This is a genomic window from Mesorhizobium sp. WSM4820 (assembly GCF_055811075.1).
This window is the reverse complement of the sequence record NZ_JBVVQN010000024.1, coordinates 64,997-80,970: the sequence shown is the minus strand read 5'-3', so window position 1 is coordinate 80,970 and position 15,974 is coordinate 64,997. Positions and strand designations below refer to the sequence as shown.

16 protein-coding genes are annotated in these 15,974 nt (G+C 65.0%); 7 read left to right on the top strand and 9 right to left on the bottom strand.

Annotation, left to right across the window (positions count from 1 at the left end):
* Positions 1-301: 301 nt before the first annotated feature.
* Positions 302-1,195, bottom strand: coding sequence for a DMT family transporter (locus AC0L2R_RS29195; protein ID WP_128176854.1), 894 nt, complete (start codon positions 1,193-1,195; stop codon positions 302-304).
* 90 nt (positions 1,196-1,285) lie between these two features.
* Here AC0L2R_RS29195 and AC0L2R_RS29190 point away from each other — a divergent pair, with 90 nt between their 5' ends.
* Both AC0L2R_RS29190 and AC0L2R_RS29185 read left to right on the top strand, forming a co-directional pair.
* Entirely contained in the window at positions 1,286-2,212 is a 927-nt protein-coding gene (locus AC0L2R_RS29190) for a LysR substrate-binding domain-containing protein (protein ID WP_473512994.1), read from the top strand.
* A gap of 143 nt (positions 2,213-2,355) precedes the next feature.
* Positions 2,356-2,589 (top strand): DUF2093 domain-containing protein, encoded by a 234-nt coding sequence (locus AC0L2R_RS29185; RefSeq protein WP_027153867.1) that lies wholly within the window; start codon positions 2,356-2,358, stop codon positions 2,587-2,589.
* A gap of 243 nt (positions 2,590-2,832) precedes the next feature.
* Here the strand turns inward: AC0L2R_RS29185 and lpxK are convergent, their stop codons facing one another.
* The 6 genes from lpxK to AC0L2R_RS29155 form a co-directional block, all read right to left on the bottom strand.
* A complete protein-coding gene (lpxK, locus tag AC0L2R_RS29180) occupies positions 2,833-3,861 on the bottom strand; it encodes a tetraacyldisaccharide 4'-kinase (RefSeq protein WP_473512993.1) in 1,029 nt (342 codons plus the stop codon).
* Position 3,862: 1 nt separating this feature from the next.
* Positions 3,863-5,179 (bottom strand): lipid IV(A) 3-deoxy-D-manno-octulosonic acid transferase, encoded by a 1,317-nt coding sequence (waaA, locus tag AC0L2R_RS29175; RefSeq protein ID WP_287068306.1) that lies wholly within the window; start codon positions 5,177-5,179, stop codon positions 3,863-3,865.
* The gene (locus AC0L2R_RS29170; protein WP_473512991.1) at positions 5,176-5,964 is read right to left on the bottom strand and encodes a lysophospholipid acyltransferase family protein; all 789 of its coding nucleotides are present in this window, start codon (positions 5,962-5,964) and stop codon (positions 5,176-5,178) included. The genes waaA and AC0L2R_RS29170 overlap by 4 nt, the downstream gene beginning before the upstream one ends.
* A 5-nt stretch (positions 5,965-5,969) precedes the next feature.
* Positions 5,970-6,215, bottom strand: coding sequence for a DUF4170 domain-containing protein (locus tag AC0L2R_RS29165; RefSeq protein ID WP_023802307.1), 246 nt, complete (start codon positions 6,213-6,215; stop codon positions 5,970-5,972).
* 76 nt (positions 6,216-6,291) lie between these two features.
* Complete coding sequence (locus AC0L2R_RS29160; protein WP_473512990.1) at positions 6,292-7,101, bottom strand: 3'(2'),5'-bisphosphate nucleotidase CysQ; 810 nt, start codon at positions 7,099-7,101, stop codon at positions 6,292-6,294.
* Positions 7,088-8,431 carry a TldD/PmbA family protein gene (locus tag AC0L2R_RS29155; RefSeq protein WP_473512989.1) on the bottom strand — a complete coding sequence of 448 codons (1,344 nt, stop codon included), beginning with the start codon at positions 8,429-8,431 and terminating at the stop codon, positions 7,088-7,090. Before AC0L2R_RS29155 ends, AC0L2R_RS29160 begins: the two co-directional genes overlap by 14 nt.
* 356 nt (positions 8,432-8,787) lie before the next feature.
* Here AC0L2R_RS29155 and AC0L2R_RS29150 point away from each other — a divergent pair, with 356 nt between their 5' ends.
* The 3 genes from AC0L2R_RS29150 to AC0L2R_RS29140 are packed head-to-tail and all read left to right on the top strand — an operon-like array spanning position 8,788 to position 10,937.
* Complete coding sequence (locus AC0L2R_RS29150) at positions 8,788-9,843, top strand: glycosyltransferase family 2 protein (RefSeq protein WP_473512988.1); 1,056 nt, start codon at positions 8,788-8,790, stop codon at positions 9,841-9,843.
* Positions 9,818-10,504 carry a class I SAM-dependent methyltransferase gene (locus AC0L2R_RS29145; protein WP_473512986.1) on the top strand — a complete coding sequence of 229 codons (687 nt, stop codon included), beginning with the start codon at positions 9,818-9,820 and terminating at the stop codon, positions 10,502-10,504. Before AC0L2R_RS29150 ends, AC0L2R_RS29145 begins: the two co-directional genes overlap by 26 nt.
* Positions 10,497-10,937, top strand: a complete 441-nt coding sequence (locus AC0L2R_RS29140) for a GtrA family protein (protein WP_473512985.1) — start codon at positions 10,497-10,499, stop codon at positions 10,935-10,937. The genes AC0L2R_RS29145 and AC0L2R_RS29140 overlap by 8 nt, the downstream gene beginning before the upstream one ends.
* Positions 10,938-10,964: 27 nt before the next feature.
* Here the strand turns inward: AC0L2R_RS29140 and AC0L2R_RS29135 are convergent, their stop codons facing one another.
* On the bottom strand, positions 10,965-11,801 hold the full coding sequence (locus tag AC0L2R_RS29135) for a GNAT family N-acetyltransferase (protein WP_473513029.1): 837 nt from the start codon (positions 11,799-11,801) through the stop codon (positions 10,965-10,967).
* Positions 11,802-11,976: 175 nt separating this feature from the next.
* Between AC0L2R_RS29135 and AC0L2R_RS29130 the strand changes: the two genes are divergently transcribed.
* Positions 11,977-13,302, top strand: coding sequence for an NAD(P)/FAD-dependent oxidoreductase (locus AC0L2R_RS29130; protein ID WP_473512984.1), 1,326 nt, complete (start codon positions 11,977-11,979; stop codon positions 13,300-13,302).
* Between the two features lie 364 nt (positions 13,303-13,666).
* On the opposite strand, the gene AC0L2R_RS29125 is transcribed toward AC0L2R_RS29130, so the two are convergent.
* Positions 13,667-14,644: an ornithine cyclodeaminase family protein gene (locus AC0L2R_RS29125; RefSeq protein ID WP_473512982.1), complete on the bottom strand. Its 978-nt coding sequence runs from the start codon at positions 14,642-14,644 to the stop codon at positions 13,667-13,669.
* A gap of 225 nt (positions 14,645-14,869) precedes the next feature.
* On the opposite strand from AC0L2R_RS29125, the gene AC0L2R_RS29120 reads away from it, so the two are divergent.
* Complete coding sequence (locus AC0L2R_RS29120; protein ID WP_473512981.1) at positions 14,870-15,895, top strand: threo-3-hydroxy-L-aspartate ammonia-lyase; 1,026 nt, start codon at positions 14,870-14,872, stop codon at positions 15,893-15,895.
* The last annotated feature ends 79 nt before the right edge of the window (positions 15,896-15,974 follow it).

Below are 15,974 nucleotides of genomic sequence, written 5' to 3'. Positions count from 1 at the left end.
CCCCCAATTATAGCGCGCTCCGGCGCGCCTTTTTTGCGCGTGTGTGGGGGGGGGGGTTTTGGTACTGTTTTTTTCTGTTCGGCCGGCGCCCCCCCCTCTCCGGCCGCTGCGCGCCCACCTCTCCCCCATTAAAATGGGAGCGAGGAAACACCAATCACCAAGGCGCGACCCCAGAAAACTTGGGTTCCTCGCCCCACGAAGTGGGGAGAGGTGGTTTGCGAAGCAAACCGGAGAGGGGAAATCATAAAGAGCCGTTCGAAACAGCTCTCTATGATTCAACCAAGCCCTCCAACCCTCTGATTCACCGCTTCAAATTCACCACGATGACGCCGCCGAGCGCCAGCGCGCCACCGATGATGCCGAGCAGCGTCGGCACCTCGCCCAGCCAGAAGAAGCCGATCAGCGTCGCCACCGGCGAAACCAGATAAAGGAAATTCGAGGCGCGCGCCGCCGGCAGCCGGGAAAGTGCTGTCGCCCAGGCGGCGTAGGCGATGAGGCTTGGCACGATGCCGAGAAAGACGACGGCGCCGAGACCGGCGGTATCGGCAACTGCCGCCTGCGCCAGGCCGTTCGGCAGGAAGGGCAGCAGGCAGAGCGCGCCGAGCAGCATGTTCGAGGCCGAAATGGTCAGCGGATGATGGCTGGCAAACAGCGGCTTTTGCACGATGGTATTGACCGCCGAGCACAGCGCCGAGCCGAGGACCAGCAGCGCGCCATTGTTGAAATGCAACCCTTGCCCCTCGCCCATGGCGATGATGCCGATGCCGGCGAAGGACAGCAATGTGCCGGCCCAGGCCAGGCCCGAGAAGCGTTCGCCAAGCAGCGCCATGGCCATGATCGCGGTGAAGATCGGGCTGACATTGATGATGAAGCCGGCGGCACCCGCCGAAACGGTCAGCTCGCCGAAATTGAGCATCGCCGTATACAGCGCAACGAAGACGGCGCCGCCGAAGGCAAAGCGCCACAATTCATCGAGCCGGGGCAGCGCCGGCCGCTTGACGGCGAGGAAGATCGCCGCCGGCACCGCCGCGATGGCGAAGCGCAGCGCGCCGAGCTCCAGCGGCCCGAAAGCGACGAGGCCGGCGCGGATCGCCGGAAAGGCGGAGGCCCAGCCGACCACTGTCAGAGCCACCGCAATGGCCGCCGTGGTGTCTATCCGCTGTGTCGTATTCAACGTGCCGGTACAAGCGTTCATTTCATTATTCCCGCGTTTCATGTCCTCAAACATACAAAGCGCCTTTCCTGATCGGTTGACAAACGACCAAATCGAGGGTCAGCTGTGATTATGGATCACAGCTCAGACGCGATGCTGCCGCTCGAAACCCTCCGCGCCTTCGACGCCGCGGCACGGACGGGCAGCTTTTCGGCCGCTGCCGAAAAACTCAATCTCACCCATGGCGCCGTCAGCCGGCAGATCGCCAAGCTCGAGGACTGGCTCGGGCTGAAAGTGTTCGATCGCGGCGCGCGAGGTGTCTCGCTGACGATCGAAGGCAACCGCCTGCATCTGCGCACCACCGAGGCCTTCGCGCTGATATCGAGCAATTCGGACCGCTGGATCGAGCCGCGCGGCACCGCCGTGGTGCGGCTGACCTCGATTCCCTCGGTCAGCGGGCTGTGGCTGATGCCGCGCATGGCGGCGCTGGAAAACAATCCGTCCAGGCTGCGCATCGTGCTCGACGTCGATATCCGCCAGGCGGACCTTGCCGACGAGGGCATCGATCTGTCGATCCGCTGCGGCCGCGGCCGCATCCCCGGCCGCGTCTCGGTGCAGCTGTTCGAGGAACATGTGTTTCCGGTCGCCTCGCCGGACCTCGCCCGCGAGATCGGCCGAGGCGACCCTGCCCGGCTGCTCAAATTCCCGCTGATCAACGATTCCGACGCCTCGGCCTGGCGTGCCTGGTTTGCCGCACAGGACATCGACTATCGCCCGCGTCCGCAGGACCGCCGTTTCGAGGACTACAATCTGGTGCTCGGCGCCGCAGCCCATGGTCTCGGCATCGCGCTGGCGCGGCCGCCGATGACCGAGGATCAACTGAGGTCTGGCCGTATCATCGCCGCCGACGAGCGCGTCGTCCTCAGCCCGATATCCTACTGGCTCGACCGGCCTATCGGGCGCCCGCGCGCCGCCGCAGCCGAGCTTGCCCGGCGCATCACGGCCCAGGCCGGACTGGCGGCGGAAAAGATCGAGGATTTCATCGCAGCCGAGCAGTAGGATGCGGGGCATCCACTTTGCCGGCCTGCCCGGCTGGTTGCCGTTCGAAACGAAGCCGACTGAAGCCAATCTTGCCTCGCTCGGAGCTTGACCTTGCCGGCATTTTGTGGCGATGACATCGTCATGAACCTTGGCTCCATGTCATGATGAATCGCTTTGAAGGCCCCGGCGGCAAGGAAGCCCGTATCCGCTACCTGGACGGCGACTTCCAGGTGACCAGCCCCGGCGCCTTCGTGCGCTGTGCGGTCACCGGCGAAAGCATCCCGCTCGATGAGCTCAAATACTGGAGCGTCGCCAGGCAGGAGCCCTATGTGAGTGCCGCGGCCTCGCTGCGCCGCGAGATCGAGGCACATCCCGAACTGCGCAGCCGACGTTAGGGCGGCGCCATCAAAGCCGTTCAGTAGCGATCCTTCGCGCCCCCCTCTGCCCTGCCGGGCATCTCCCCCACTTGGGGGGAGATCGGCAGCTTAAGCGCCCTGCTCATCCTGCGACGTTGGTGATTGGCGAAAGCCGGGGTGACGGCCGATCTCCCTCCTTGTGGGGGAGATGTCCGGCAGGACAGAGGGGGGCGCTGTCCCGCCAGCGTCAAACAGCTCTCCCAACGACGCAACGCCCCTGGATCAGCCCTGCAGCTTGCGCTGCCGCCAGGCATCCAGCGTCTCGACGATGATGCGTTCGGGCACGTGGTCGGGATCGAACACGGTGTCGATCTCCAGCACATCGAGCTGTCCGAGGAAATCGGCCGACGTGGCATCGTGGCGCAGCCGGGCGGCGTCCTTTGCGGTGGTGATGAGGCCAAGTCCGGCACCTCGCGCTGTCGTTGCCAGTTCGGCCAGTTCGTCCTTGCCATAGAAATGATGGTCAGGAAACGACCGGGCCAGCGCAACCTCGCCGCCGGCCTGACGGACCGTGTCGAAGAATCTGTCGGGATGGCCGATGCCGGCAAAGGCCAGATATCGCTTGCCGGCCAGCCCCGCCTTGCTGGTTGGCCGCGTATGCGCCTCGAAGATCGGCCGGCCGGCGCGCGCCGCCTGGCGAACGACGGCATCGGCAGCAAGGCCCTCGCCCATCTTCAGCAACGCGCTGGTGAAAACCAGTTGGTCGACGATACCAGCCCTGAGCGGACCGCCAGGAATGACGCGGCCGTTGCCGACGCCGTAGCGTGCGTCGACGACGACCAGCGCGTAGTCGATGTGGATGCGCGCACTCTGGAAACCGTCATCCATGATCAGGAAATCACAGCCATGCTTTTCCAGCAGGAGGCGGGCGCCGGCGGCACGGTTCGGCGTCACTGCGACCGGCGCGTGCTCGGCCAAAAGCAGCGGTTCATCGCCGACATGCTTGGCGGCGTCATGATGCGGATCGACGACATGCGGCCGCGCAAAGGAGCCGCCATGGCCGCGCGACAGGAAACCTGGATTGAGCTGCATGCGCCTGGCTTGCCGGGCCAGTGCGATCGCCACCGGCGTCTTGCCGGTGCCGCCGACGGTGAAGTTGCCGACGCAAAGCACTGGCGCCTCGACCTTTTCGCGCGCCGCCGAGCGCATGCGGCGGCCGGCAACCAGCGCATAGACAGCCGACAGCGGCGCCAGCGCCAGCGCCCGCCAGTCCGGTTCTTCCCACCAGAAGGGGGGCGCTTCGCTGGCCATCTTAACGGCCGTTGGCGCCCTTGAGGCGCGATTTGACGACCAAAGGCTGAATGTAGGGTTCGAGCGACTTCAAGGTGAGCGCCAGCGCGCCGCGCATCTCTTCGACAGTCGCCGCACCCGCCGCCATCATCTCGTGGCGAGCCACCTCGTTGGTCAACAGGAAATTGACGGCGCCGGCCAGCATGTCGCGGTCGCGCACCAGCTTGGCGCCGCCGCTGTCGAGCAGGCGCTGATAGGTCTCGCGAAAATTCTGGACGTTGCGGCCGGCCAGCACTGCCGTGTCGAGCATGGCCGGCTCCAGCGGGTTCTGGCCGCCCTCCGAGGTGAGCGACCGGCCAACGAAGGCGATCTCTGTCAGCCGGAGATAAAGCCCCATCTCGCCCATCGTGTCGCCGAGCAGAATGTCCGTATCGGCGATGATCCGGTCGCCCTTGCTGCGCCGAGCGAGTTTCAGGCCCATGCCGGAAATCTGCGCGGCAAGCGCTTCGGCGCGATCGGGATGGCGCGGCACGACGATCGTCAAAAGACCGTGGTGCCGCTTGTGCAGCATCGCGTGAACCTCGGCGGCGACCGCCTCCTCGCCGTCATGGGTCGAGATCGCCGCCCAGGTCGGGCGGGCGCCGATCTGGCGCTTCAGCGTGTACAGCGCCCTTTCATCGGCCGGCGGCGGCGTGGTGTCGACCTTGAGATTGCCGGATACGGTGACCGGCCGGGCGCCGAGCGAAAGGAAGCGCTCGCCGTCGACATCCGACTGGGCGACAACATGGGCGAGATTCTCGAACAGCGCCTCGGCGATGTTGGCGCGCTTCTTCCAGGATTTGTACGAACGGTCCGACAGCCTGCCATTGACCAGCACCTGTGGCACACGCCGTGCGCCGAGCTCCAGGATGGTCATCGGCCAGATCTCCGATTCGGCGATGATCGCCAGATCCGGCCGCCAATGGTCGAGGAAGCGGCTGACCGCCGGCTTGAGGTCGAGCGGCACGTATTGGTGGATGATGCGGTCGCCGAGCCGTTCCTCGGCAACCTGAGCGGAGGTGACGGTCCCCGTCGTCAGCACGATGTTGACGCCGTAGTCGAGGATGCTCTCAACCAGCGGCACGACGGCGATCGTCTCGCCGACGCTCGCCGCATGGATCCAGATCACCGGCCCCTCGGGGCGTTCGCGCCCGGCGATGCCATAGCGCTCGCGCCGGCGAATCCGGTCCTCCTTGCCCCTGGAGGTGCGCCAGGCGACATAGGGCCCGACCAGGGGATAGGCGGCAGCGCCTGCGAAACGATACGCCGTCAGGAAAGTGCGCGCCCAGCGCTCGCTCATTTCGAGCCATCCACGAGGCGATAGGCCTCGGCGGTCGCGGCGTTAAGTGCGGCCGTGACCTCCTGGCGCTTGCGTTCCATTTCAGCCTCATCCGCAGTGGCAGGAACGAACACCGGCGCTCCGAGCACGATCGAGTAGCGGCCGAACGGCAGATTGATCGTGGTCTTGTCCCAGCTGCGCTCCAGCACCTTGCGGCGGCTGGTGGCGATGGCGGCGGGCAGGATCGGCCGGCCCGAAAGCCGCGCCAGGAGAACGATGCCAAGCCCAGCGTCGCGCGGCGTGCCATGTGGAATGTCAGCGATCATGGCGACGTTCTTGCCGGCGGCGAGTGACTTTTTCAGGGCGATCAGCGCTTTGGCGCCGCCCTTGTCGCGACGCTTCGCGCCTTCGCGTCCGCCCGAGCCGCGCACCGCCTCGATCCCGAATTTCTCGATCATCAGAGCATTGAGCTCGGCATCGGCGCTACGCGATACCATGGCGACCACTGGCCGTCCTTTGGGATAGTAGGCCGGAGTCAGAAGATGCTGGCCGTGCCACAACGCGACGATGGCGGGTTCGAACTGCGAGTAGGCGCCGCCCGACATCTGCGCTGATCCGTCGACAGCACGGTTGGTCAGGCGGACAAGGCGAACGAACTGCGCAAACAGGCTGGCGATGGCGTTCTTGACGAATCGCGATTGCGCCAGCGGTTCGCGTATCTTGCGCCAGAATGTCTTCGGGGTGCCACCGCGGCGCCGCCTTGCCGCGGACCTCGTGGCCGGCCCTTTCACGCCTTCATGATCCATCCATGTCAACCGGCAGGCTTGTTTTCGGGGTCGAGCAACCGGTGCAGGTGAACGACGAAATAACGCATGTGGGCATTGTCCACGCTGGCTTGGGCCTTGGCTTTCCACGCCGTTTGCGCGGATTGATAATCCGGATAGATGCCGACGATATCGAGCGTCTCGAGATCACGGAATTCTGTCCCGCCAAGCGTCTTCAGTTCGCCGCCGAACACCAGGTGCAAAAGCTGCTTCTTTCCGTCTTCCGCGGTCATGTCGGTCCTTCACATATCGTGAGTTTGTGACAGGTCTAGACCAAAGCCGCCGACTTTGGAACCATTGATGATACGTTCAGCCGTCCAGCCCTGCGACGACGGCGGAGAGGACGGCGAGCAGTTCGCCGCTGCCGGCAACCAGCGCGCCGTGCTGGATCACTTCGCCGGCATAGCGCGGTGCGCGGCCCTTCTGGTCGAGCAATGCGCCGCCGGCCTCGCGCAGAATGAGATCCGCCGCGGCGATGTCCCAGTCATGTGCGCTGGGTTTGACGAAGGTCGCGTCGAGCCGGCCATTGGCGACCATCGCCAGCCGGTAGGCGAGCGAGGGAATATAGGGCACTCGGCTCAGCCGGCCCTGCCATTCCGCCGGCATCAGGGCGATCAATGGCTTCGGCCCGCCAATTTCGACCATCGCTGCCGGGCGGCGCACGGCAATGCGCCGGCCATTCAGGAATGCCCCCTCACCGGGCAGCGCCCAATAGGTCTCCTCCGTGGCGGGACATTCGAGCACGCCGGCAAGCGTGCGGCCGTCCTCGACCACCGCGACGCTGACGCACCAGGAGCGCAGGCCTTCGAGGAAGCCGCGCGTGCCGTCGATCGGATCGACGACGAAGGTGCGGCGGGCGGCAAGCCTTGCCGGATCGTCGGCCGTCTCCTCCGACAGCCAGCCATAGTCCGGCCGTGCCGCAAGCAAGGTTTGGCGCAGATAGGCGTCGGCGGCGTGATCGGCCTCGCTCACCGGCGAGGTGCCGCCCTTCATCCACACTTGCGGATTGTTGCCGAAATAGCGCATGGCGATGGCGCCCGCCTCGCGGGCAGCGTCGCGCAGCAGCGGCAGATCCTCACGAGCCCCGGCGGCGGAGGCGACCTGGTCAAGCTCCGGCAAGGGTCATGCCTTCGATCAGCAGCGTTGGTGCGGCGGTGCCGAAATTGCGATCGAGATCGCTCGCCGGAACCATGTTGAGGAACATCGTCTTCAGGTTCGAGGCGATGGTCACTTCCGCAACCGGATAGGCGAGTTCGCCATTCTCGATCCAGAAGCCGGAAGCGCCGCGGCTGTACTCGCCAGTCACCATGTCGACGCCCTGGCCGAACACTTCGGTGACGTAAAAGCCTGATTTGAGCGACTTGATGAGGTCCTCGGGCGTCCGCTCGCCCGGCTCAATGGCAAGGTTGGTCGATGACGGCGAGACGGAGGAGCCGTTGCGCGAGCCGCGCCCGTTGGTGGTCAGCCCCAATTCCCGCGCGACTGACGTCGACAGGAACCAGTGGTTCAAAACGCCCTTCTCGACCATGAGCAGCTTTTCGCCCTCGATGCCTTCGCCGTCGAACGGACGCGACGCCTGGCCACGGAGCCGGAGCGGCTGGTCGGTGACGGTGATCGCGGCCGCCGCCACCTGCTTGCCCATCATGTCGCGCAGAAAGCTGGTCTTGCGCGCGACGGAGGCGCCATTGATGGCGCCGGCCAGATGGCCGGCGATGCCGCGGGCGACGCGCGGGTCGAATACCACATCGACCGGCCCGGTCGCCGCCTTGCGCGCTCCGACGCGCCGCGCCGCGCGTTCGCCGGCCTTGCGGCCGATGTCTTCGGGCGCGTCGAGATCGGAGAAATGCTGGCGCGAGGAGAATTCATAATCGCGCTCCATGCCGGTGCCCTCGCCGGCGATGACGCTGGTCGAGCGCGAAAAGCGCGAGGCGACATAGTGGCCGACAAAGCCGTGCGAGGTGGCGAGCACCAGCCCGCCAAGCCCGGCGCTGGCGCCGCTGCCGGCCGAATTGGTAACGCCCTTGACGGCAAGGGCCGCCGCTTCCGCGGCCAGCGCCGCTTCCTTCAACTGGTCGGCCGAGACTTCCGTCGGATCGAACAGATCGAGGTCGCGCGGCTTCTTGACCAGCAAGGCCGGATCGGCGAGGCCCTGGTAGGGATCTTCCGGCGAGACTTTCGCCATCGCCACGGCGCGCTCGGCCAGGGCTTTCGGGTCGGAGGCAGCGGTTGCCGAGACGCTCGCCACCCGCTTGCCGACGAAGACGCGCAGCGAGACATCCTCGCTCTCGGACGCCTCGGTGCCCTCGACCTTGCCAAGCCGCACCGACACGCCGGTCGAACGGCCGCGCACCGCAACCGCGTCGGCGGCGTCGGCGCCGGCCCGTTTGGCAGCCTCGACCAAGGCCGCGACCCGGTCGGTCAATTTCGCTGAGTCCAGCGTATCGGTCATGCGCATCGTCCTGTTTTTCCGCCTGACATAAGGGGCGGCCGCTCCGCACCATCTATTGTTCTGATGTGGCTTGTGCAATGGCAGAAGTGGCAAGCGGGGTAGATCGGCCAGCAGACACCCGGTTTTGGGCGGCATGATCGAAGCGGGTCCTCAAAGGTTGCTTCGCGGCGGTTTGGGAGGGGCGATAGCCCATTGACGCCGTGCTCCGACCACAAGTGGACGTTCGACTGCGGTAACGCCTGTGTTCCTTTCCACGCATGATCAGCATCTGGCCGAAACCGCTAAATTTAGCGATTTCTTGTATGTCCTTGGAACTTTGTAGCTTGCGTTCCATTTTCAACGGCATGCGAGACCCTGTGATCCAAAGCATCAGGACTGCGGTGAACGTGTCGCCGCCGCGGTACTCGCTGGTCCTTCCCATATACAATGAAGAACAGGTGCTGCCGCGACTGATCGAGCGGATCAGTTCGCTGATCGGCCGGCTGGACGGCGAGACTGAGGCGATCTTCGTCGATGACGGCAGCCTCGATGGGAGCGTCGAATACCTTCGCAAGGTCGTCGCCGTCGAGCCGCGCTTCCGGCTGATCGAGCTTTCCCGCAATTTCGGCCATCAGGTCGCGATCACGGCCGGCATGGATGCGGCTGCGGGTGATGCCGTCATCGTCATGGATGCCGACCTGCAAGACCCGCCGGAGGTGGTCCTCGATCTGGTGGCAAAGTGGAAGGAAGGCTTCGAGATCGTCTATGCCCGCCGTGTCAAGCGTGAGGGCGAATCCTGGTTCAAGCGCCTGACGGCGAGTCTCTTCTACCGCCTACTGGAGAAGATGACGTCGGTCGACATCCCCCGCGACGTCGGCGATTTTCGCCTGGTCGGGCGCAAGGCTCTGGAAACCTTCAAGCAAATGCCCGAACACGACCGTTTCGTCAGGGGCATGTTCGCCTGGATGGGGTTCAAGCAGACGGCGGTGCCTTTCGAACGCCCGGCGCGGACCCTTGGCCAGACCAAATACCCATTCTGGAAGATGATGCACCTTGCCGTTCACGGCATCGTAAGCTTCTCCGAGAAGCCGCTGCGCATGGCGCTGTGGGGCGGATTGGCGATCTCCGCGCTTGCGGTGTTGTTCGGCATTTACGCCATCTTCGCCTGGATTTTTGAAACCGGCATCATTGCCGGCTGGACATCCACGGTGGTGATCGTGTCGCTGCTTTGCGGCATCAATCTTTTCATGACCGGCGTGGTCGGGCTCTATGTCGGCGGCATCCACGCCGAGGTGAAACGCCGTCCGCTTTACGTGATCGATCGGGTCGCCGGCTTCGACAAGGCGATGCGTGCCGCCAGTGAGAGCCGTCGACCGTTTCGAAAACCCAGGAACGGAGCCTCGGCTGATGGCCGAACTCTTCGACAGCTATAAATCGAATTATGGCGAGGCGGTCGCAGGATCCATCCGATTTTCCGGACTCGGGCACGACTTTTTTCTGATCGCCAAGGCCGACCTGCTGCGGCGTCTCGCCGTCGAGCGTGGGCTTCGACAAAGCGGGGTGCGGGCACTGGATATCGGCTGCGGTGTCGGGTCGCTCCACCCTTATCTCGAAGGCGCGTTCGAGAGCCTGGATGGCTGCGACGTTTCGGAACAATCGATCCTGCGCGCCGGCCAGGACAATCCGTGTGTGAGCTACCGGGCCTGCACGACGCCGCGCCTGCCTTATGGCGACGGCGCGTTCGATCTGGCTTTCGCCAGTTGCGTCGTCCATCACGTCCCGCCCGCCTCTTGGCTCGATTTCTTCCGGGAAATGCGGCGCGTCGTGCGGCCGGGCGGCGTCGCCTGCATCATCGAGCACAACCCTTATAATCCGCTGACGCGTCTCGCGGTGTTGCGGTGTCCGTTCGACCAGGACGCGGTCCTGCTCAACGCCGCCAAAGCAAGGTCGCTTTTTCAGGAGACGGGTTTTCAGGATATCCGATCCGAGCACTTCCTGCTGCTGCCGTCGGCCAGGTCCTTCGCCAGACGACTCGAGCGCCTGCTCGCGCCTCTGCCGATCGGGGCCCAGTATGCGTGCAGCGCGCATGTCTGAGGACCGTTCGACTGCCGGTGCCGGGCTGAAGCTGCTGGCGCGCTTCGGGTTGGTCGGCATCGCCGCGACAATCCTGTATGCTGCCCTGGCTATCGGTTTGGTCGAATCGAAATGGATCGGCTTTTCGCCGGTCCAGGCGTCGCTCGCGGCTTATGCGGCGGCTGCCGTGTTTTCATATTTCGCCCATAAATCGGTAACCTTCATGTCGAATGGATCGCATCGATCGGAAGCTGGGCGTTTTCTCCTGCTGACGGCGACAGGCTTTGCCGTGGCTTACGCAGCGCCAGCGCTTTTGACGGCGAAACTCGGCCTGCCGCCGATCATTGCCATTGTGGTTACTTGCCTGCTTGTTCCAGCGGTCAATCTTCTCATGCTCGACCGATGGGTTTTTGCGCAGCGAAGACCCGGCGAGCACGGCGACCGCCCCACCTGATCGATGGCCTTCTCTGACTGGTCGGCCTCAGCCGACGGCCTGGCTGGCCAAGGCAAAGATGCGTGGGTTCGTGGAACCCGGGATATTGCTTGCGCCCCGAAGCATGGCGACCGGCCCGCCGACATGGGCGAGCCCCAATTCTTCGAGCCAGGGTGAAAGGCCGGCGTCTTCAGGGATGTCGATGCGCACGTAGCGGCCCTGCATTGCCGAGAGGATGAAGGCGATCAGGGCTCTCGCCTGATCGCGATCCTCCGCCACGACCGGTCCGACGACCTCGCCCCTGCCAAATGCCCTCACGGCCGCGAAGGCCGCGATGCCGTCCTCGTTGGTGATGGCCGCAAACCGTCCCTCGCCCGCCAAGGCGTTGATGAGCGCGGCACGATCCGCACCGAAGGCGGCGCGATCGAGCACGGTGAGTGTCGGAAGGTGCTCGGACCCGATCCATTCCACGGCCGGGGGCGCACTGACCTGCCCGACAGTGCCCTGGTGCTGCCGAACATCGTGCGTCGCGACAAAGCCCAGCTTTTCGTAAAGAGGCAGTCCGTCGGCCGTGGCGGTAAGGCGGCACTCGCGGTCGCCGGCCTGCTCGAGCGCGGTGGTGGTCAGCCGCCGTCCCAGCCCGCGACCACGCATTGCCTCATCGACGATGATGGTGTTGAGAGTTGCGCAGGTTCTTCCGAAAGGGGTCATGAAGGCGGTTCCCACCACCCTGCCAGCTTCCAACGCGACCTGACCTTCGCTCAGGGACCAGATCATGGCCCAGTCTTCCCTCCGGTGCGGCCAGCCGGCCGCTCGCGACAGGGCCGTCGCTTCCTCAAGATGGTGCGCTTCAAAAGGTTCGAATGTGATGGACTGGGTGTTCATGAGCACCAGGACTGTTGGAGTGGGAAGACTGACAGGACGATAGAACCGCCTCTTCCGCGCCACTCGCCGAATGCCGGCGAGATTCGGTGCAAAATACCAAAATGCCGCTGCAGTCAGTGCATTCTGCGGTGCCGGTCGCCGATACTGCGAGCTATCATTGATTGCCGAGGCCGCCATGTCCCCTTTAATCCACCACATCAGCAGCGATGAAACGCTGCCCAGGTCAGCGGACGTCGTGGTGATCGGCGGCGGGATTGTCGGCGCCAGCGCGGCCTATTCCCTGGCGCGGCGCGGCCTGTCGGTGGCGCTGATCGAAAAGGGCTATGTCGGCTGCGAACAGTCGAGCCGGAACTGGGGCTGGTGCCGCCGGCAGAACCGCGATGCACGTGAATTGCCGCTTGCCAATCTGGCGCTGCGGCTGTGGCAAGAGCTGACCGAAGAGATCGGGCACGACCTTGGCTTTCGCCGTTGCGGGCTCATCTATGCGACGGACGATCCAAGGCAGCTCGCCGAATGGGACAAGTGGCGCGCGGTTGCGCGGCGGTTCGACGTCAAGACGCGGATGCTTACGGCCGAGGAGGCCACTGCCGCCGTTCCCGCGGCTGGCGGCCGCAAATGGCTGGGCGGCGTCCACGCGGCAGACGATGGCAAGGCCGAGCCCTGGCTCGCCGCCCCGCGGATCGCCGAGGGCGCCCGCAAGCGTGGCGCGACCATTCATCAGAACTGCGCGGCACGCGGCCTGGATATCACCAATGGGCAAGTGAGCGGCGTCGTCACCGAGAAAGGCCTGATCCGCACCAGCGCGGTGCTATGCGCCGCCGGCGCCTGGGCTTCTGCTTTCCTGCGCATGCATGCGGTTTCGCTGCCGCAGGCCAGCGTCCGTCAGACCACCTTGCGGACCGGTCCTGCACCGGATCTTGGCGGGGCAATCTTTACCTCTGACGGTGCCCTGACGCGCCGGATCGACGGCAGCTACACGATAGCCGCCAGCGGCAGGGCGACGCTCGAGATCACGCCGCAGGGGATCCGCTATGCCCGCCCGTTTCTGCCGATGTTCATCAAACGGCTGAAGGCCGTCGAGATCGGCATAGGCCGCTCGTTCTTCGCAGGCCCGGAAACACTCGGTCGCTGGCGTCTCGACAGGCCGACCCCGTTTGAGCGCATCCGCGTCCTCGATCCCGCTCCGGACAAGCGGATGGCGGCAAGCATCATGACGCAGATAAAGGCCCTGTTCCCCGCCATTGCCGATGCCGGCATCGTGTCCTCCTGGGGCGGGTATATCGACTTCACACCGGACGCAGTGCCGGTGATTTCGGCGGTGGACAGCATCGGCGGAGCGTTCGTCGCCGCAGGCTGTTCCGGACACGGCTTCGGCGCCGGCCCCGGCATTGGCCATCTGGCGGCGGATCTGGTCGCCGGTGACGCGGCAAGCGTCGATCCGACGCCATTCCGCCTGTCACGCTTCACGGACAGATCCAAAATGGAAGTCGGCGCCTTCTGACGCGATTGACCGCAATGGCAACAGCAAAGGGCGCTGAGCGATCGTTACCTACGGGCTCAGGCGCGATCTGGACCGTTTGATGACCGCTCTCGCCGATGCGGTCGCCGCCGCCGCACCCTCTTCCGGCATCCAATACATACAGGCGCGCTTCAGGCACACAGCTTCACCGCGTCCACGGCGCATGTCCGCCAGAGTCCGGCGTGGGAGTTCGTTCCTTTCGGACAGAGGAAGCTGTGGTCGGTTCTCAGCGATGACGAAGATCTTCTTGAGTGGACCCTTCGGGGCGAGCTGATTGACTGTTCCGTGCGCAACGAAGATCGCGTCTCGAGCTTTGTTCCGTCGCCGTCGGTCACTTCGGCCCGGCCTACCAGCGCCATGGCACGCGCGTTCCTGTGCCCCGGCTCCTGGCCTGTCGCCAGAGCATATCCGCGACCGCCAGATCCTGCAGCGCGAGCCCGGTCATATCGAAGACCGTGATGTCGGCGGCATCGCGCCTGAACGGCATTTTTCCGGTCAGAAGATCGCCGATTTCGGTCGCCCGGCAGCCGGTGTCCCACTGGCCTTCGCCGACAGCGGCCGATTGTTCGCAGTCGTCGGCAAAGAGCCGTACCCGGCGAAGCAGGCCGTCGGGCAGTTCCCGCTTGCCTTGCGTATCGGCACCCACGGCGTTGATGTGCGTGCCGGGCCGCACCGCTTCTGCCGGAAACAGCGGCCCGCTGCCAGGGGTCGCGGTGATAATGATATCGCTCGAGCCGACAGCTTTGGCGGCTTGGTTCGAATGGGCCGGCGCGAAATCCTCGAATGCCGCCTCGAACGCCGCGTCGGGGCGGCCGTCCGCCGTCAGGTAATGGATGGTGTCCAGACCGGGCATGGCACGCAGGGCCAGGCGCAGCTGGATCCGGCCTTGGGTGCCGGTGCCGAAAATGCAGATCGACCGGCTTTCGGGGCGGGCCAGCAGGGTCAGGCCAATGGCGCCAGCCGCCCCTGTGCGCAAGGTGGTGATGGCGTTCCCGTCGATTATGCACAAGGGACGCCCGGTATGCGGGTCGAAAAGCACGATGGTCGCCTGATGCGGCTCCTTGCCGGCCTCGCGGTTGGCTGGCCAGAAGCCCGCTGCCTTGAAGCCCAGAAGATCGGCTTTCGGCACGTCGCCCGACTTGATACCGAAAATGCCGCCGGTATGCAGCTTCTCGCGCACAAGCGGAAAGACCCTGGCTTCGCGCGCACTGTGAAGCTCGAAGGACCGCCGCACGGCATCGAGGACGGCATCCGGCTCCAACAGCGGCGCGACCTGATCGCCCGCAAGCAGTACCAGCTGCGAATCGTCTGCGGTGACGGACATGACATCTCCCCGGCTTTCCCTCATTCTAGCCAGCGGTTCTCAGGGGAAGACAGCGGTGTTGGCTAACGAGCGGCATTTCCTACGGTTTGTCGCCCGCCATTCGGGCGAATGTTGCGCCAACCTTCCCATCGACTGCGATCGCCGGTTCGCGCAAACACGTATCCTCGCAGACAAGCCAGCCCATCGGCCGGCCCACCATCGGCAAAGTGAAGAAGGCGACCCGCAATGCCCCTCAATATCCCGACATTCGACGATGTTCTGACCGCCGCGGCGCGCCTCGCCGGATTGGCCCACCGGACGCCGGTGCTGACCTCGCGCACCTTCAACGAGCTGACCGGCGCCGAGGTGTTCTTCAAGTGCGAGAACTTCCAGCGTGGCGGCGCGTTCAAGTTCCGCGGCGCCATGAACGCGCTTCTGGCCTTGGAGATTTCGGTGCGGGCGCGCGGGGTGGTGGCCTATTCTTCGGGCAATCATGCGCAGGCGCTGGCCTATGCGGCCGCGATCAAGGGCGTCAAGGCAGTCATCATCATGCCCAGGGATGCGCCCGAGCTGAAGGTGCGTGCCACCCGCGGCTATGGCGCCGAAGTGATATTCTACGACCGCTACACGGAGAATCGCGAAGAGATTGGCGGCAGGATCGCCGCCGAGCGGGGAGCCGCCCTCATTCCACCCTATGACCACCCCGATGTGATTGCCGGGCAAGGCACGGCGACACTTGAACTTATCCAGGAGGCCGGCTCTCTCGATGCCCTTTATGTCTGCCTTGGTGGTGGCGGCCTGCTCGCCGGCGCCGCACTGGCGGCAGCGGAATGCGCGCCCGCCTGCCGGGTCGTCGGGGTTGAACCGGAGGCCGGCAATGATGGTCAGCAATCGCTCGCGCGGGGTGAGGTCGTCACCATCGAGGTGCCGAAATCCATCGCCGATGGCGCGGTCGTCACCCATCTGGGCGCGCATAATTTTCCTGTCATCCGCGACAAGGTTGCCGCTATCACCACGGTCAGCGACGACGAGCTCATCGAAATGATGCATTTTTTCGCCGAGCGCATGAAAATCGTGGTCGAACCCACCGGTTGCCTTGCAGCGGCGGCGGTTCGCAGTGAATCGCAAAGCCTGCGCGGCCAGCGCATCGGTGTCATCGTCAGTGGCGGCAATGTGGATCTCACGCGCTTCGCCAGCTTGATCATGGCGACCGCAGACAAAACACCTCGAGAGCAGGCCATGGCGCGCCCCGGGCCGGAGACCTTTCGCTAAGACACGCTCGGCACTGCTGGTACGCTGCGACCCCGTGCTGGTCGCCAGCGCACGGCAATGCTCTTCATTGGCTGTAATG

What these genes read in the sequence shown, in the direction of transcription:
- AC0L2R_RS29195 (WP_128176854.1), bottom strand. Translation starts at nt 1,195, where the DNA reads ATGAACGCTTGTACCGGCACGTTGAATACGACACAGCGGATAGACACC.
- AC0L2R_RS29190 (WP_473512994.1), top strand. Translation starts at nt 1,286, where the DNA reads ATGGATCACAGCTCAGACGCGATGCTGCCGCTCGAAACCCTCCGCGCC.
- AC0L2R_RS29185 (WP_027153867.1), top strand. Translation starts at nt 2,356, where the DNA reads ATGATGAATCGCTTTGAAGGCCCCGGCGGCAAGGAAGCCCGTATCCGC.
- lpxK (WP_473512993.1), bottom strand. Translation starts at nt 3,861, where the DNA reads ATGGCCAGCGAAGCGCCCCCCTTCTGGTGGGAAGAACCGGACTGGCGG.
- waaA (WP_287068306.1), bottom strand. Translation starts at nt 5,179, where the DNA reads ATGAGCGAGCGCTGGGCGCGCACTTTCCTGACGGCGTATCGTTTCGCA.
- AC0L2R_RS29170 (WP_473512991.1), bottom strand. Translation starts at nt 5,964, where the DNA reads ATGGATCATGAAGGCGTGAAAGGGCCGGCCACGAGGTCCGCGGCAAGG.
- AC0L2R_RS29165 (WP_023802307.1), bottom strand. Translation starts at nt 6,215, where the DNA reads ATGACCGCGGAAGACGGAAAGAAGCAGCTTTTGCACCTGGTGTTCGGC.
- AC0L2R_RS29155 (WP_473512989.1), bottom strand. Translation starts at nt 8,431, where the DNA reads ATGACCGATACGCTGGACTCAGCGAAATTGACCGACCGGGTCGCGGCC.
- AC0L2R_RS29145 (WP_473512986.1), top strand. Translation starts at nt 9,818, where the DNA reads ATGGCCGAACTCTTCGACAGCTATAAATCGAATTATGGCGAGGCGGTC.
- AC0L2R_RS29140 (WP_473512985.1), top strand. Translation starts at nt 10,497, where the DNA reads ATGTCTGAGGACCGTTCGACTGCCGGTGCCGGGCTGAAGCTGCTGGCG.
- AC0L2R_RS29135 (WP_473513029.1), bottom strand. Translation starts at nt 11,801, where the DNA reads ATGAACACCCAGTCCATCACATTCGAACCTTTTGAAGCGCACCATCTT.
- AC0L2R_RS29130 (WP_473512984.1), top strand. Translation starts at nt 11,977, where the DNA reads ATGTCCCCTTTAATCCACCACATCAGCAGCGATGAAACGCTGCCCAGG.
- AC0L2R_RS29125 (WP_473512982.1), bottom strand. Translation starts at nt 14,644, where the DNA reads ATGTCCGTCACCGCAGACGATTCGCAGCTGGTACTGCTTGCGGGCGAT.
- AC0L2R_RS29120 (WP_473512981.1), top strand. Translation starts at nt 14,870, where the DNA reads ATGCCCCTCAATATCCCGACATTCGACGATGTTCTGACCGCCGCGGCG.